The sequence below is a fragment of the Flammeovirga sp. SJP92 genome, assembly GCF_001583495.1.
Classification (GTDB): domain Bacteria; phylum Bacteroidota; class Bacteroidia; order Cytophagales; family Flammeovirgaceae; genus Flammeovirga.
Genome location: NZ_LQAQ01000075.1, coordinates 17601 through 34952, shown reverse-complemented (window position 1 = coordinate 34952; position 17352 = coordinate 17601). Strand labels below are relative to the sequence as shown.

Below are 17352 nucleotides of genomic sequence, written 5' to 3'. Positions count from 1 at the left end.
TAGTTATTACGGAAAAGAGGGTGTAAAAGGTCCTGGAACTGTTAAAAACGCTTCAAACATTCATATCGCTGACCAAGCCATGCAGTCCATGATTTCTATTGGAGAAGCTTATGCCGATAAAATTGTACAACCTACTTTAGTCATCTATGGAACATCTGCCTCTACAGCTCCATGTTCTACACAATTCATTGATAAATTGACTAACAACCCAGAAGTAAAGGCTTTAGATGAATTTAGTCACGTGGACTTCTATTACAAACCGGATGCAGTGAAAGTGTCAACGGATGCTGTAGCGGAGTTTTTCAATAAATAATTTTGAGGGAAGAGGGAAGAATTATGGTTCGTAAAATGGTTTTTATGGTGGTTCAGTGGACGTTGCAATGCAACATCCCTACAACGGTATCCCTCATAAATGATATTCTACCAAAAATTGAAAGTAGACTGTAGGGACGTTGTACTACAACGTCCACTGAACCACAACACGAACCACTTTTTCACCTTCAAAATGCCAATTACTTTTGTCCTTGTACTTAAGGAAATAATATGTCTATAAAAGACAGTCATTCAGATAGATTGCCATGACAATTCAAGAAATAATAAAAAGAGTAGACTCAAAAAAAGTACATCAAATCAGATGCGGTGACCACCGGTTTATTGACATTACAATTGTACAGACAGAAGGCAGATTCTTTGTCCGTCAGTATAAGTTCGGGAAAAGAAGTTGGTATGATGCTTTTTTAGAGCATCCTGAGGGTGCCATGAAACTAGACGACTTAATTGTTCCTATCAAAGGTGTGATACCAAAAGATTTAGAAACGGTAAACCCAAAGGTCAATAAAGCCTATTTTAAATTACTGAACATAATATACCCGTTAATGAGGCTTACTTACAGTAGAAAAAAACATGAAGCTTCTACATTAGAATTAGTGCCTCAAATCTAGAAGGATGAAAGTAGCAAAACGTATATTCAAAATCATATTGATGGGTACATCCATCTCTATAGCAGTAGTTTTAATAGTGGGAATTTTGTTTGTAAACTTTAGTCCACAATTTGGAGGATCTCATTCAGAAGAAGCTATCGCTAGGTTCAATGCTTCAAAAAACTTTAAGGAGGGGCAGTTTTGGAATTTAGAGTTTACTCAAACTACACCTTCTTTAAGCGACTTACCAAAGTTATTTAAAGAATTAAGTAGAGAGGCATCAGGTTTGACACCTTCAAAGGGACTGCCGGTACAGTCAGTAAAATTAAATGAGGCTTCAAAACAAACAAGAGTAATTTGGTTTGGTCATTCCGCTTTTTTGCTTGAAATAGCAGGAAAAAGACTTTTGATTGATCCTATGCTATCAGATGTACCTTCCCCTCACCCATGGCTTGGAAGTGAACGTTTTACAAAAGAGCTTCCAATAGCCATCGAAGATTTACCAAAAATAGATGCAGTATTAATTTCTCATGATCACTACGATCATTTAGATTATGAAACGATTTTAAAAATTAAGGACAAAGTAGGAAAATACTTCACTCCACTAGGTGTTGGTACGCATCTGCAAGCATGGGGAGTACCTAAAGAAGATATTACAGAGTTAGATTGGTGGCATGAAGTTCAGTTCGATAACTTGACTTTTGCAGCAACTCCTGCGAGGCACTTTTCGGGTAGAGGGCTAACCGATGCTCAAAAAACATTATGGGCATCTTGGGTGATTAAATCTGATTCGGAAAATATCTTTTTTAGCGGAGATAGCGGTTATGGTCAGCATTTTAAGGAAATTGGAAACAAATACGGTCCTTTTGACTTAGCATTAATGGAATGTGGTCAGTACAATGATCATTTAACGGAATTTGCAATACATATGCTACCAGAAGAAACTGCCCAAGCAAGTGTAGACGTAAAAGCTAAAGTCATGATGCCTGTACACTGGGCTTCGTTTAGTTTAAATAGACATAATTGGAAGGAACCTGTGGAGCGGTTAGTCGCTAAAGCGGGCGAAATGGATTTACAGGTAGTTACTCCTATTATAGGTCAAGTCATTGAATTCAATAATTTGGATAGTAACATTACTTCTTGGTGGGCAGATTATGAATAGTAATTAGAAAGGTTATATTTGATGATAGAATGAAAGAGCTAATATTTAAAACAATAGGAGAATTCCACCTTTATAATGGGTTGGAAGAGCCAGAAAATCCATTATTTACAGCTTCTCATACCGTGAGAGAGGGTGAACCTGAAAAGTGTGATAAACAAGAAGGAGCGATCAGTTTAACTTGTGATTTCTATACTATAAGTTTAAAGAATATTATATCGGGTGAATTAACTTACGGCAGAACGAAATATGATTGTTCAAATGGCACATTATTATTCACTTCTCCAAATCAGAACCTAAAATTTGAGAACCTAGTTTTCAGTTCTGAAGCCTATCATATCTCTTTCCATAAGGATTATTTGAACGGTCATCCGCTCTTCGATAAAATCAAAAAATACAGCTTTTTCGAATATCAAGTGAATGAAGCACTTCACTTATCCCCGAAAGAGGAAGAACGACTCAAATTAGTTTTTAGAAACATAATTGAAGAGTATGAAAATAATCAAGATGAGTTTAGTAAGGATATTATTCTTTCTCATTTAGAAACCTTGTTGAAGTATTCTGACCGCTACTACAAACGTCAGTTTATAAATAGAAAGGAGATCAATCAAGATTTATTCTCAGCGTTTAAATCTGTACTCAATGTATACTTTGAGACCAACCAATTTGAAAAGAAAGGGATTCCTACAGTAGAATGGTTAGCGAGTCAATTGGATGTGAGTCATAGATATATGAGTGATACCATAAAAGCTGAAACGGGTAAGACCGCTATTGATCAAATTAACCTTTATCTTATCGAACAAGCTAAAAATATGTTATTGGCACCACAAGCCTCTATTAGTGAAACGGCCTATCAACTTGGTTTTGAATATCCTCAGTACTTTTCAAGGCTGTTTAAAAAGAAGGTGGGTGTAAGTCCGAAGAAGTATATCAGTATGAACTAAAAAAACAGCTCATTGAAAAGAATAAACCAATAATAGTTGCTACTTTAGTGATACGATAAACCGAACATTGATCAAACTTGGGGCTTAAATCACCAAAAATTAGAAGTGAACATAGAACAGGTAATAGGACATACAATTAAGGATATTTTCGTCTGGTCAAAGGTAGAGTTTGGAGGCCTTGATGAGGCCGATGTATCTATTCAGCTAGATAATGATAAAATAATTGGAATCCCTTGGGATATTGAATCAGAACATCTCGAAAAGGTATTGAAGAAAGATTCCAAGAGTTTGTTTTCTGATTTGAAACATATTCCACAACACCCTATGAACCCAGATGAGAAAACAATTCAAAGAGTTATTGATGCTAAAAGTGAAAGTGCGTCTTCATTTTTAGGTCGAATAAACAAGGTGTTTAAGTTTGGAATAGAGATACTAAGAGAACATGAGATCTACAAAATTAAATACCATGACAACAAGTTGAACTATTTAAAGGATCAGAAAATTATTGATTTTTTGATATTTGACGATTCCGACTTTGTTGGATATTTTGAACTTGAAAATGGATATATCATCACTGAAGTATTGATGTCTCCTCACGGAACAGGAATGGCTGGATTCAATTATTATGACAGCTTAATAAGTTTTGAAGAACAATGTGGAAAAAATTATAGAAGATTGAAAAATAAAAGTCAGTAATAATTTATATGATATCATAGCAATCTTTGAGGAGCTATGTTTAATGACAGTATGCAAACTAATAAACTTTCAGTAATATGACAGAAATCAGTGAAAAGAAAAAGAAATCATATACTTTTGAAATATTATTAATAGGAATTCCAACAATAATATTCTTCGCTTTTCTTTTTGGCTTACGTAATGAACGTATTACCAAAATGGAAATAAAAGAAAAAGGGCTTGAAACAATTGGCAGAGTTGTAAAAAATGGAATAAGTTTATCCTGTGAAAGTATCGTAGATGGAGAGTATAGAAAGTTGTCCTTTGCTCATAAAAGCGATAGAGATGATCATATTTCTAAAAAAGAATTTTATGTAGTGAAATATAATGCAGAAGATTTTTCAGAAAGAGTAGTTGATTATTCACAACCAATAGTACCTCAATCAATAGACTCTTTATACAAAGAGGCGCAAGCTAAAATAATAAAAACAATAAAAGATGAAGGCAGTTTTTTCTTACCTGGTACCACATATTTTGCGAAATACGAATATGAAATAAATGGGAGGAAATACTTACGTTCACAACAGATATCAAAGTTAAAGTATGAGAACTTAAACTCAGGGAATCACAGAGAGCTATACTATCCAATCGTGAAGTATTTCAAGACTAAACCTAGAGTAGGCCATATATTTTACATTGACGATTCAAAATTTCAAGATAAAACGATAATATTTGATGAATAAAATCAACGCATTGTAATATATAGATGTTGACATTATACTATTTAAATATATTTTTTGAAGATTTTTTAAACTTAGCTTAAACTATAAATGACAAACAAAGAGTACTTAATCCTCAGCATTATTGCATTTACTCCTTTGATCATCTTATCACTAGTTTCTGAATATCAGAGTCATAAAATGTGGAAAAATATGGTTTATGCAGATTTATGTTATAATGTGGAGTTTAGTGGAAAAGTTGCGAAAGTAGATTTTAAAAATGGAGTTCGAAGACAGATTGTAACTTATGAAAATGGTGAAACACAGCGTTTTTCATCTTACGATATTCGTTTTGAAAAAGATTTTTATATAGGAGATTCTATTGTAAAACTGCCAGGAACATATGAACTCAGAATTTATCCAAATTCTGAAAAATATAAATCTTTAGAGGGGAAGTATATTACGATTGATTTTTGTAAAGATACAATGGTTTACTATAACCAGTATCATTGAAAGTATTTTAATATGAAATAGACTAACTTTACTTTGAAAGTATAAAAAATAATTTAACACACTATCTCCCCCTTCATTCAAGACAAAGGCAGCACCCCAAAGCATTATGCTCCGAGATACCGCCTTACATTAACCCGGTTATATCTTGAAGATTACTTAAATCTCAATTTCCGGAGGATCTTGTGCAAAATTTAGAGGAAAGAGATGGTCCGGAGTATGTATGAAAAACGAACCATTTGAGTCTCTTTCCACTTCGTTCATCATTAAAACAAGACTTTGAAAATTGTGTTTTACTTAATAATAACCTGCTTCGTTTTTATACCGTTGTTGGATGTCATTTTGATGATGTAAACACCACTTTGTACGCCATTTAAACGAATAGTATTTAGGTCTGAGACTACAGGTTGATCGTAAACCAACTGTCCCAAAGTACTATAAATCGTAATTCTGGACTGTTCAAAACCTTCATCCATTTGTACGTTGATCGTTCCTAAAGAAGGGTTAGGAAAAACTGTGAAATTGAGGTTTTGTTTGATGTCTTCTTCTAAGTTACCTGTTCTTGAAGATGAAGAGGTAGAAGGTATAATTTTGAACTGTTGCCAATTAGAAACACCTTCACTTGTACACAGCATATTATCTCTAACATACATTGAGTTATTTCCTTTTAAGGCATAAACATCATTACCATAATCTATCATTTCAAATTTTTCCCAGGCGTCTATTGCGGTTCTCGTACATGTCAGTTCTTTATTACCATTTTCAGAGCTCACATACAAGCCATTGCTACCTTTAAAGGAAACTGTACCGTCACTATTTTCAATAATCTCAAACAGTTCTGTATTGCCAACTGATGAAACAGTATTCATTATATTAGGATTGGCGGCACTCATATAATTAAAACTTCCTTGATTTTGGAAAGAGTATCGTGTGATAGAAGATACTACATCGAAAGTAGAAGAAACATAATCCAAGTTAGAAGCGAAATCACCACCAACGGGACGAATAGAAACACCCAGCTTATAATTATTTGCTACAGCCCAAGCCGAAGATTGTGTTAGAGTAAGTACTTTTGTTCCTGCCCCAGCACTTACAGTTTGCCTTGAACTTGTCAACCATACACCAGAAGGATCGTTGACCAATACTACAATTTCATATTGGGCTGTGGCTTCATAATTTACCTGAACATTAAAACTATTTCCTTTCACTACAGATTGTGGAGCAGATGCAATGCTCACACTGTTTGTAGAAGGTGTGCCGTCATTAGGTGACCAGTCTGCTCCCGGTACCCACTTTACACCTCCTCTTTCATAGGCCCCAATATCAGGTGCACTTCCAACATATCCATCTGTAATACCCGGAATGACTTTCCCTGCATTTATTAAGTAAGAACCACTTGAAGGTTCAAAATTTAAATTTGCTGGACTTATAAACGGGTTATTTCCATTGATGATATTTTGAGGTTGAATGTCCGTACCAAACCAGGGCCCAATGCTAGCGTAATTGTTGATCAGCACCACATCATCCATAGTATAACCGTTCTCCCAACGTCCCATACCTTCTTTGACATTGTAAATGGAATTATTATAAAAATCCAATCCCCAATTATCCCAGTTGATCTGAATGCCAGACCATGATACATTGTAGACTACGTTGTTATAAACTTGGTAGCCCTTGCTGTCATTATCTAGGTAAATACCTGCAACCTTATATCCTGCGTGTGGAGCGGCAGTTGAGTTGTGAAACCAGTTATGATGAATCACAGAATTTTTATAGGCAGTATTACCCACTGTATAAAAAACACCTCCATCTGCATTGATTTTCATTACGTCATACACATTATTATAAGCCACAGAAGCATTGGCACCACTGACATAAATTCCACTTCGGCCACCACCGTAGATTGTATTTTTTTCAATCACAGTACCTGGACAATTAGAGCGGATTGGCTCAGCGTGAATTCCTATGGTATTAAAATTTCTTACCACATTATTTCTAATGGTTGCGTTTTGAGTTCCTTTCCAGGCAGTAAGTACTGAGATACCATTGGCTGTTCCATTTTCAACCAAATTTCTCTCAATTAATGCATTGCTTCCCTCAATTGTGATTGCACCAGAGCCAATCTGAGCATCAGTGTTGTTTAGTTCATCCAAAATAGGCACACCATGACGAACCTTAGAGTTCTTCACTACATTATTGTTTCCTGAAACCATCACAATTCCGCCGAAGGTTTCAATACCATCCATTACAATGTAATTTTTTGAGAGTTTGAAAGTGTACTCTCTTGCTCTGTACTCACATTTTCCATTGGTAGGGTTAGCATTATTGGGTGCCTTAAAATAAATCACTTTGGCAGAGGCATCATAATAATATTCTCTTTGAATATCCAAAGCACCTAAACTGTTGAACAAATAGAAAATTCCCTTATGTCCATTTCTGGTGATGGTTGGGTTGTGGACACTAAATGGCCACTTCGTGATATCTACCCCTTCAAAATCAATTCTTGAAGAAGATGATGCGGTGATTTTTCTAGTGAAACTTGCACCAGAGTGCCCCCCTAGATACCATATATAACCCTTGCTCCAATCATGCGTTGGAATGCCAGAGTAAGTAATATGAGAAGCCGACCCTCCTGTAATATAGTTAGCATTAGGAGTGTATGGATCATTGTCAGTGTTGTTAGGCCAACGAGCAATGTCCATCATGTTACCGTCATAAAACAAAGCATTATGCTCCATACCTAAAGGCATAGTAACATTGGCTTTATAGATGTTGTTGCTGGTCAAGGTCCAACTGTTAATCTCCTCCACAGCAGAGACCACTACGATCTCGCCCGCGGCGGCTTTAAAAGTAATTGGATTGCTTGAAGTTCCGTTGTTAGCGGGTTCAACGGTCTCACGGTAAGTACCTTGGTGAATAATGACCACATCACCTGCTACTGCTACATTGGCAGCTTTCTGAATGGTCAAGTAAGGGCTAGAAGATGTTCCTGAGTTAGCATTATTTCCATTTTTGGACACATGGATTTCCTTTGCGGATAAGAATCCGCAGATACATGCCCATAATAAAAGGGCAGTAAGTAGTTTTTTCATAGCTAGTGAATAATAATTTATCGATTGGTTAAGTGATCTTTTGAGCATTTTCCGACGATGCTCCTCATTTACATAAGATCATTTCATACATACTTGACCACAAGTTGGTTTTCTAATTTGAATCGCCGTCTATAAATTTGCCTTAAACACAAGTGTAAATATTACTGTTAATAAACACCCCATCGAATAGGGTGTAATTCTCCCCTTTTTAGGGTTGATAAAAATTTTGAAAAAGGTTTTTTTAGGTGGTCATTTATCATAAGGTAAAGATTATCATAGTATTACATTATTTATTGTTATCAAATACATTATAAATTGACTTTAACTATTAATCAATATCTATGAAAGCTTCCCAAAAGCCCACGATTTAAACTGTGGGCTTCTGAGAATTTGCAGTTAACACATAGTGGCCTTATTCTGCTTCCAACTTCCACGTTCTTACCCATTTGAATTTGGTACTTCGATCTAATTTTGAATCATTGAAGCCCATTTCATCTTTTCCATCTTCTTTTACCCAATCATAAAAATTACTTGACATGATAAGTCGTTGATCTGATGTAAAGGGTACAGGAGGTGTAACGGATTTCACCAACGTACCATCAATGAAAAAGTCCACTTGATTGCCACCTTCGTGCCACCAAGCCGCATAAACGTGGTACTCTTCACGGTTGTATTTTTCAAAATTGATATGGCCTCCTTTGCTCTGTCTAGAACCACTGTAAGTACAGTTTGTAGCATGACGGTGTGTATTAAAATGGAAAATCTGATCCCATTTAGAATTCACAGCCCAATCATCATTGGTCCAATCGTCTGTTTGTGATCCTAAGAAACGGCCCACACATTCTTGAATATCCAGTTCAAGATTTTCCCCATCTGTTGTGGTACTACAAGGTACTGGAGGTGTTTTCAGCCAAAAAGCAGAAGACATCACAGTAGAACTGGATTGCATTTCAGCTTCAAAATAATAACCGGGTTTGCCCATTGTTTTGGAAGACACATAAGCACCACCAAACCATCTTACCGCCGGCTTGCTTTGATCGTCTTTAGGGCTGTACTGTGGTGTATCATACATTTTGGCTTCAATACGCAATTCTCCTTCCACAATACTCACATTTTCTTCAGAAAAAAGGCAACGAGTAGAGCCGTACCAACCTCTATCTGAAAAAGATCCATTCGCATTTTCCCATAAAAACTCAGGACTTTCATTCCATTTTTCAAGATCGATAGCACCATTTTCAAATTCATCAGTCAAGGCATCCACTTTTACCCATTTCATGTTTGAAGGTTTAGGATCTTGTCCTTCTAAAAAGAACGGATGACTGGCATCAGGTTGAGGATTTTCTTCCTCTTCAGGTTCTTCCTCCTCTTCTTCTGGTTCTTTGTCTTCAAGTTCAGTATCTGGATCGGTTACTTCATCCAGAATCTCATTTTCATTACATGACCCCAGCAACAGCAATGTTGCTACAATCAGTAAGTGTAATACGTTTAGTTTGTAATTCTTCATTTCAAAAAAGTTTCATTTCATTTTAATCATCGAGTACCTGAACATCAACAATAGGCAGAATACCATGCACCACAAGGTTTCAATAACTTATGAAATAGCATTCATTACAGTACACGGAATAGCTTATTACTTTTGCTTGGTCCTTTAAAAATCACCTATCACTCCAAAGAGCATCGGGTGTTGTGTTGTTGAATTAAAACTAGTTGCAGGGTTTACTTTTTTGAAAAATCAATTTATAAGAATAAAGGGAGAAAAGGGCTATCCCCTTGAATAGGAGATAAAAGCCCCCTAATACAGCAGTTTGAAAACAAAAAATCCCACTCACTTTTAATACTCAGTGAGTGGGATGCTATCAATGAATTTACTTTTTTATTTCTTGATAAAATTGAAAGAATGTGACATTTGAGTAGATTGAATCTTTAGGATATATGCTCCTGATTTTAAAGTAGAAACATCTATCTTAGATTTATTTTTAATAGTTTTATGAACAACTTTCTGCCCTTTTACATTGTAAATATCTACCTCATACTTTCCTTTTGGCACCTCAACTGTCACCGTATTTTCAGCAGGATTAGGGAAAACGGCTACCTTCACCCCTTCTGAACCATCAATCGATAAAACAGGCCCTGAAGTAATGATTACATTTTCAATTACTTCATCATAAATGTTTGTTTCCTCCCCCACAGGACGAAGGTTTACTTTCCATGTGTAATTATTTCCTGGAGGCAACATTTCATCCAATTCCAATGTAATAGAAGTTGTTCCAAACCCTTTTTCAACTGTTTTACTTGCTTTTTGAAGGACTTTACCTGCCGACCATAATTCAACCACAACATCCCTTTTTTCATTGGCTACATAATCAATTTTAAAAGCAAAAGATTTTGCAGGAGGAACATTGTTTGGCGCTTCATTGAACCCTACTGTTTCTTCTACATTTTTATTTGATAGTTTCCATGTTCTCACCCAATCGTATCGGGTCGTTCTGTCTTCCCAGTTCCCCGTCATGCCACCATCCTCAGGAGTAGGATTCCAATCGTATGTTTCTGTCACTAACTTAATGTATAAATCAATAGAGAATGGTGCAGCAGGAGTTACTGTATATTGATAAATTCCATCAAGGAAAAATAGAATTTCATTTTCACTTTTCCACCATGCTCCATACACATGAAAATCATCATATACTTTTCCGGAAGACAGCTCTACATTGTTGCCGATAGAACCTGTTGGAGTATCACAAGTTACATTTCTACTATGTGTATTGGAATGCATGGACTGATCAAAGTTATCATTCCAAGATTTTGGATCCGTCAGTTGCCCTACACATTCCTGAATATCAAGCTCTGTTACTCTTCTATCACATCCTTCTTGTTCGTTTCTATAGTTGATTAACCAAAAAGTAGACGATAAAAACGTCTTGTTGGCCTTCATTCTACACTCAATATATTCCCCTACTTTCACACTATTTTGAGAAATAACATGTCCACATCCATGCGTAAAAGTTTGCCCGTTGACCACTTCTTCTTTTTCCAGAAGATAATTGGTGATACACATATTGCCATTGTTTATGCTTACGGTATTTTCTTTAAAAAGTCCCGGTGCTCTGCCAATCCAACGCTTTGGATCTGTATTTTTCCATTTTGCTAAATCCAAGGTTTCCCCTTCAAATTCATCTGAAACATCTGTTCTCATTTCCCATGAGGTCCCCAGAGGTTTTGGATCATTTCCTTTTACAAACTCAGGTTGAGCATACGTGGAATACGAAAAAATCAGGCAAAGCCCCATCCACAAAAAGTACATTTTTTTAGATTTCATAATCGAATATTTGATATCATTCATTTCAGACTCAATTAATACTTTTTGGTCCGAGATTTCCGGAAGAAATTCACCAATCTTACGTTATAGTTTACCATCTAAATTTTACCCCTTTATTTTCTTGAAAAATCCACCCTGTACCTGCATTATTTAAAAAGCTTTTCCTGTTTCTTTATTGTAGCTTTATAAACGTACAAGAGCAGAAGTAATTGGGACTTTGACTTTCTTTCTAAATCCTATTTTACAATAGGATACTTAAGCAGTTATTTTGATTATACTTTACATCAACTGCCTTAGCAGTAAGTTCTAAGTCAAAATGATTTCTAAAATGAACCAGTGCTTCTGTCTTGTCCTTTTTTTATATAATTGATGAAATGAATGTGATGAGAGATTGCTGGAGCGTATATTTTAGAATTCTATTTTTTACTTTAGCACTACCTTCTGCCTCTTTTGGAAATGATTCTTTAAAAGAGTACTCGAAGGTCGAATTAAAAGCCGTAGATCAATTGATTGGGACTGCTTATTACCCTGAGGCTTATGATAAAATATGGTCATTGATGAGCAGTGCAGATGAAGCCAAAAATACAAAGATAAAATACCAAGCCTATAAGAGGTTAACTTTGCTTTATTCTATTTTTTATGATAGTCTTAACGCTATGAATAGTGTGGATTCCATGTTCTATTATGCTGAAATATCGGGTATATTCAATGATCCACTGGGCAAGCAGAAAACGTATTATACAGCGGGACACACTTATAGAATGAACCGGAATTACCAAAAAGCAAAAGATTACCTTAAAGTATCCCGCTATCTACTGGACTCTCTTCAAAGACCTTTTGAAGAACGCTTTTATGTGTTATCTGAAGAGGCTCATCTACATACATTAACTGGAAATTTTGAACAATCGGAGCAAATTTTACAGGATATTTCAAAGCAATTTTCAGGGCAACATTCTTACGCCGCAATTCTCTATTCGATGTGGGGTGATCTGTATACTGGAAAAGGAGAAATCAACAAAGCACTTGATTATTATTATAAGAGCTTGAAAACGATTGAAGACCATAAAAGGAGGTTGGGGTTAAGAGTTGAATTATTGAAAAAGGTTTCTCAATTGAATAGTCAACTGGGAAATTATAAAAAAGCGTATCAAGAAATGACAGCTTCAAAGGAATTGGGAGACCGTCTGTTCGGCAGTCAAAGTGCCAGGAATAAAAAGCTATTTGAAATCAAGGATTCTTACAGAAAGTCCATTGAAGAAAATAAAGAATACAGAAAGGAACAAGAATTAAAGGTATTGAAAATTCAACAAGAAAAATTAAATCAGCGATTGATTTATTTAGTCTCACTTTTATGCATCACCGTTTTATCGGCAACATTTATTATTTCATTATTAAAAGTAAAACACCAATCCAAACAACAACTTTTAAAAGAAAGGTCAAAAGCTGAGATTGATATTAAGAAAAAGGAATTGACCGTCACTTCATTACAATTAATAGAAAAAGATAAACTGCTGCAGGAAATTAAACAGGGTTTGGAAGATGTAAAGCAACAGAAAAGTGATGCTTCTGTGGAACGCATCAATAAAACTATCAATCTCAATACTGCCAAAACATGGGAGGAATTTGAAGCCCGTTTTATTCAGGTCAATAGCGCATTTTATGACACACTGAATGCAATCCATGACAACCTTACTCGTAATGATCTGAAGCTTTGTGCTTTGATTAAACTCAATTTTTCCAGTAAAGAAATTGGTCAGCTTTTAGGTATTTCAACTGATTCTGTCAATAAAGGCAGGTATAGATTAAGAAAGAAATTGGGATTACACCGAGATGATAATTTGTTTACTTATATTTCCTCTCTTTGATAACATTATCAACTTAATTATCGTCAACTTTTACTCAACATTTCTACAAGCTTTGAAGGTTCTACTTTCAAGCTTCCTTCTTCTACATTTTTCCATTGATGAAAAACGAAGCAAAAAATCTAGGCTTAGAAGTCAAAAGCTAAATTTCATTCCACTTGCCTAAATGATTTTAAACTCGCTTTGCTCAAATAAGAAAATCATTTTTAACGGCTCAATTCATGAAGTTCTTAACGCTTTTACCTTCAATGCCAGGGGGAGTACTACCAAACTATAATGGTAGAAAACTCAATGGTGCGAATGTTAAATGTTAGCATCATTCGTGTCCTTCAGATCATCAGAAATCTCCTGATTTCTAAATACTACAAATAACAAAAACTTAGTTTACAATGTGCTAATTCTATTTATTGTTTTGCGATTACTGCCTTCAAAAAACCTTTAATAGAACCACTATTAATACGTTTTTTAGCGTTGTACTCACAAAAAATAAATTAGAATTAACTATAATTTATTTTTGAGTTTGTACTTCAACTGATTTAAATCGTAATATCCCTTAACACTGTTTGGAATATACTTATAAACCCATTTATTTAATGCATCTATTCATATAAATGAAAGGATTAACTATACCTATTAATTATGTCCTTTCGTACTTCAATTTATTAAATGTAATACTAAACTATTTTTACAACTTCATTAAATCCATGAAAATGAAAAAAATTATTTTACTTACAATTACTCTCTTTATGCCTTTTTGGGTATTGGGACAATCTATCACGTCAATTACTGTGACTGTACCCAACGCTACAGACGAGGTATATATCACTGGAGATCAAAAAAACCTAGGTAAATGGGATCCTAAAAAAATCAAAATGGTAAAGGTTTCTGATCATAAAAGAGAAATACAGCTTGAGCTTTCCTACCCTGCAACCTTTAAATTCACAAGGGGCAACTGGGATTCTGAAGGTTTTGTAGAAGATATTGATATGTATAGTAATATTACCGTTACTAAGTATTCAAAGCAACTTCATTATGAAATAGAAAGATGGTCTGATGAGAAGATGACCAATGGGAAATTTGCCCTTAAATATGATGTTGAATACATTACATCAAAATACTATCCAGATGAAGAAAGGCCATTGAGAATATTTCTTCCCAAGAAATATGATGCGTCAAAAAAATATCCTGTAATCTATATTTTAGACGGTGAAGCTTTGTTTGATTTATCAATATCTACCGTTTCCATTCTTCAAGCCAATGCAGATCAAAACAGTAATATTATACCTGAATGTATTGTTGTGGGTATTGACAATGTTGACCGATCGAGAGACCTTCGCCCTAACTGGGGAAGCCATAAACAATCATCTATAGATCAATTTACGGCAGAAGGCGAAAAGTTTTATAAGATCATCAAGGAAGAAATTGTTCCATTTATCAATAAAAACTACTCGGTGTCAAACCATAACACCCTTATAGGCCACTCTGACGCCGCTCACTTTGTGACCAACGTGTATTTGAAAGACAATGAGGTCTTTGACGGTATCATTGCACTTTCTGTCAATGATTTTGAAAACTATTTTCAGCAAAACTTCTACAAAAACAAAAAAGCAGAAAAGGATTATTTCTTAGGCTATGGAAGTAAAGATAATGAGTTTAATGTTTTTGGACCATACCTTGCGGAAATCACGCAGAGTGGAAATATTGTAGCCAAAAAATACAACGCTGATCACATTGCATTGCCTTATTCAAGTTTATTGGATGCAGTGAAATTTATATTCAGAGATTTTAAAAACTATGATGCATTGATTGCTCAAACGTATAATGATGCCTTCAGTTATAAGCAATTTGAAGATGCATATAGTACTACAATTTCAAACAAATATGGAATTAATACTCCAATTGGGTTTGATGTAAGTTATTTATTAAATCAAGCAAGAGATCAAAAAAACACCTTGGTCTTCAATAAATTGTTAGATGAAATAGAGCAATCAAAAGTATTTCAGCTTCAATTGTTATTCTATTATTCAGAAGAATATGATCAAGATGATAGAGCGTTGAAATACCTGTATCAAATGTTGGAAAGTAATGATCAAAATGACAAATTTATCTTCTATGCCAACCTTAATCATCAGTATAAAGACTTCTTTGTCAGCAAATTGAGCAAGACGAATGAGTTCATTGAATTCATTGAAAAAGCGAAGAAAAAATGGCCTGAGTTCAAATTGGAATTCAACTACACCATTATCAAAACAGTAAAAGAACAGAATATTTCATTTGATGAATACGAGAAATATTTCAAGTATTGTCAGAAAAATTATTATGAGAATCGTTATTTTGACAAGAAAGAATTAACAGATATTCAATAAGTAATACAAAAAAAATTAACTCCAAGAATCTTGGAGCTAATTTCATTTATCATTTACAGTATGTTACATACTCAAGTATTGGGTGCATTCTACTACAGGGAATAAATTCCTTTCGTCATTCAACAACTACAACTCTATGGTTGCAGGCTTTTATCCGTTGAATTATAATGCTTTATCGTCCCAATGTTCGTCAATGATTTTCTGAATTTTAGGATACTTATCATCCTCTTCATTATATTTCTTTCTCAACTTCTTAATCTCTTTTTTCAAGTCAGCAATTACTTTCGAATATTGAGGATCATCGTAAGCATTGTTCATTTCATGAGGATCTTTTGAAAGATCGTAGAATTCCCAAGCAATTGGTCCTTCGAAGTTATAATCTGCGCCCCAAACATTAGGATTTTTGTTTGGATCGAAATGTCTAGAGTAGAAGAAAATCAATTTGTAATCTTTTGTTCTTACACCAAAGTGTGCTGGATTACCGTGCTTGTGTGCCATGTGCATCCAATAACGATAATACGTACTTTTTCTCCATTTCTTTGGTTCTTTCCCTGTCTCCAAAATAGATTTGAAAGACTCACCATGCATGTACTTTGGTGTTTTTCCACCTGCTAAATCAATCAATGTTGGAGCAAAATCTGTATTATTAATAATAGCATCAACCTTGATTCCTTTCTTGAAATTTTTAGGGAAATGAGCAATGAAAGGCATTCTCATTGATTCCTCATACATCCATCTCTTGTCTTGGTAATCGTGCTCACCCAACATCATACCTTGGTCTGAAGTGTAGACAATAATAGTATTATCCAACTCTCCAATTTCCTCTAAGTGATCTAATAATCTTTTGATGTTATCATCCACTCCTTTCACACATCTCAAATAGCGTTTCAAATACTCTTGGTAAGAAGCGTGCGTATATTCTTTGTCGCTCAATGATTGATCAATTTTTAAATCTCTACCCATATCTCTTGTCTTATTACGCTTTGAGATAGATGAACCGATGTAGTTTCTCAGCTCTCCATTTTCACCATAAGTAGCAATTGATCCATTGTTACCATTATCATATAAACTAGCAGGCTCAGGAATTTCAACATCTTCTAAATAATCTTTATAGCGAGGAGCAAACTCGAAGAAATCATGAGGTGCTTTGAAGTGGTGCATTAAGAAAAACGGTTGTTCTTTGTTCCATCCTTTGTCTAACCATTCAATACTGATGTTCGTGACAATATCAGAACTGTGTCCTTTGTACTTCACCGTATTTTTAGGCCATGCCTTATCTCCTCTTTCTCTGAAAACGGGATCAAAATACTTTCCTTGAACTGGTAAAACTTTGTAATAATCAAAAGCGCCAGGTTCCTCTTTCAAATGCCATTTTCCTACAATTGCCGTTTGATAACCTAGTTTCTTTATTTCTTTTGGAAGATATTGTTGATCTGAAGCAATACGTCCTTCCAAATCTAACACACCGTTGGTCTGACTATATTGTCCTGTAAGAATTGTAGCTCTTGAGGGTGTACAAATTGAATTCGTACAAAAAGTATTAGTCAGTAAAACACCTTCATTGGCTAGTTTATCCAAATTTGGTGTTGGGTTCAATTCCTTTAGTCTGCTTCCATAAACGCCAATGGCTTGAGAAGTATGATCGTCTGACATAATATATAATATGTTAGGCTTCTTCTCCTGTGCACTCATTAAAAACGGAATTAAAAATAAGGCTGTAAAAAATGGTAGAACTTTCATTATAAAAAATCTTTTTATTGCTATATCATTTCATTGTGTGCAATGTAGC

13 protein-coding genes are annotated in these 17352 nt (G+C 34.8%); 9 read left to right on the top strand and 4 right to left on the bottom strand.

Going from position 1 to position 17352, the window contains the following annotated elements:
- The 7 genes from AVL50_RS33395 to AVL50_RS17585 form a co-directional block, all read left to right on the top strand.
- Positions 1–313, top strand: a 313-nt coding sequence (locus AVL50_RS33395; protein ID WP_216639059.1) for a hypothetical protein, incomplete at its 5' end; no start/stop codon positions are given.
- Positions 314–578: 265 nt separating this feature from the next.
- Positions 579–941 carry a hypothetical protein gene (locus tag AVL50_RS17610; protein ID WP_062617808.1) on the top strand — a complete coding sequence of 121 codons (363 nt, stop codon included), beginning with the start codon at positions 579–581 and terminating at the stop codon, positions 939–941.
- A 4-nt stretch (positions 942–945) separates the two neighbouring features.
- Complete coding sequence (locus tag AVL50_RS17605; protein ID WP_253764301.1) at positions 946–2082, top strand: MBL fold metallo-hydrolase; 1137 nt, start codon at positions 946–948, stop codon at positions 2080–2082.
- Between the two features lie 29 nt (positions 2083–2111).
- Positions 2112–3023, top strand: a complete 912-nt coding sequence (locus AVL50_RS17600) for an AraC family transcriptional regulator (RefSeq protein WP_062617807.1) — start codon at positions 2112–2114, stop codon at positions 3021–3023.
- A gap of 105 nt (positions 3024–3128) precedes the next feature.
- The gene (locus AVL50_RS17595; RefSeq protein ID WP_062617806.1) at positions 3129–3719 is read left to right on the top strand and encodes a hypothetical protein; all 591 of its coding nucleotides are present in this window, start codon (positions 3129–3131) and stop codon (positions 3717–3719) included.
- A 77-nt stretch (positions 3720–3796) separates the two neighbouring features.
- On the top strand, positions 3797–4441 hold the full coding sequence (locus tag AVL50_RS17590; RefSeq protein WP_062617805.1) for a hypothetical protein: 645 nt from the start codon (positions 3797–3799) through the stop codon (positions 4439–4441).
- Positions 4442–4528: 87 nt separating this feature from the next.
- On the top strand, positions 4529–4930 hold the full coding sequence (locus AVL50_RS17585; protein WP_062617804.1) for a hypothetical protein: 402 nt from the start codon (positions 4529–4531) through the stop codon (positions 4928–4930).
- Positions 4931–5220: 290 nt separating this feature from the next.
- Here the strand turns inward: AVL50_RS17585 and AVL50_RS17580 are convergent, their stop codons facing one another.
- The 3 genes from AVL50_RS17580 to AVL50_RS33390 form a co-directional block, all read right to left on the bottom strand.
- The gene (locus tag AVL50_RS17580; protein ID WP_062617803.1) at positions 5221–8019 is read right to left on the bottom strand and encodes a T9SS type A sorting domain-containing protein; all 2799 of its coding nucleotides are present in this window, start codon (positions 8017–8019) and stop codon (positions 5221–5223) included.
- Between the two features lie 412 nt (positions 8020–8431).
- Positions 8432–9523, bottom strand: coding sequence for a family 16 glycosylhydrolase (locus tag AVL50_RS17575; RefSeq protein WP_062617802.1), 1092 nt, complete (start codon positions 9521–9523; stop codon positions 8432–8434).
- Positions 9524–9892: 369 nt separating this feature from the next.
- Positions 9893–11335 (bottom strand): T9SS type A sorting domain-containing protein, encoded by a 1443-nt coding sequence (locus AVL50_RS33390; protein WP_172826875.1) that lies wholly within the window; start codon positions 11333–11335, stop codon positions 9893–9895.
- Between the two features lie 380 nt (positions 11336–11715).
- Here AVL50_RS33390 and AVL50_RS17565 point away from each other — a divergent pair, with 380 nt between their 5' ends.
- Positions 11716–13200, top strand: coding sequence for a hypothetical protein (locus AVL50_RS17565; RefSeq protein ID WP_157491392.1), 1485 nt, complete (start codon positions 11716–11718; stop codon positions 13198–13200).
- Between the two features lie 707 nt (positions 13201–13907).
- Positions 13908–15563, top strand: a complete 1656-nt coding sequence (locus AVL50_RS17560) for an alpha/beta hydrolase-fold protein (protein WP_172826874.1) — start codon at positions 13908–13910, stop codon at positions 15561–15563.
- Between the two features lie 162 nt (positions 15564–15725).
- On the opposite strand, the gene AVL50_RS17555 is transcribed toward AVL50_RS17560, so the two are convergent.
- Positions 15726–17303 (bottom strand): sulfatase, encoded by a 1578-nt coding sequence (locus tag AVL50_RS17555; RefSeq protein WP_062617799.1) that lies wholly within the window; start codon positions 17301–17303, stop codon positions 15726–15728.
- Between the last annotated feature and the right edge of the window lie 49 nt (positions 17304–17352).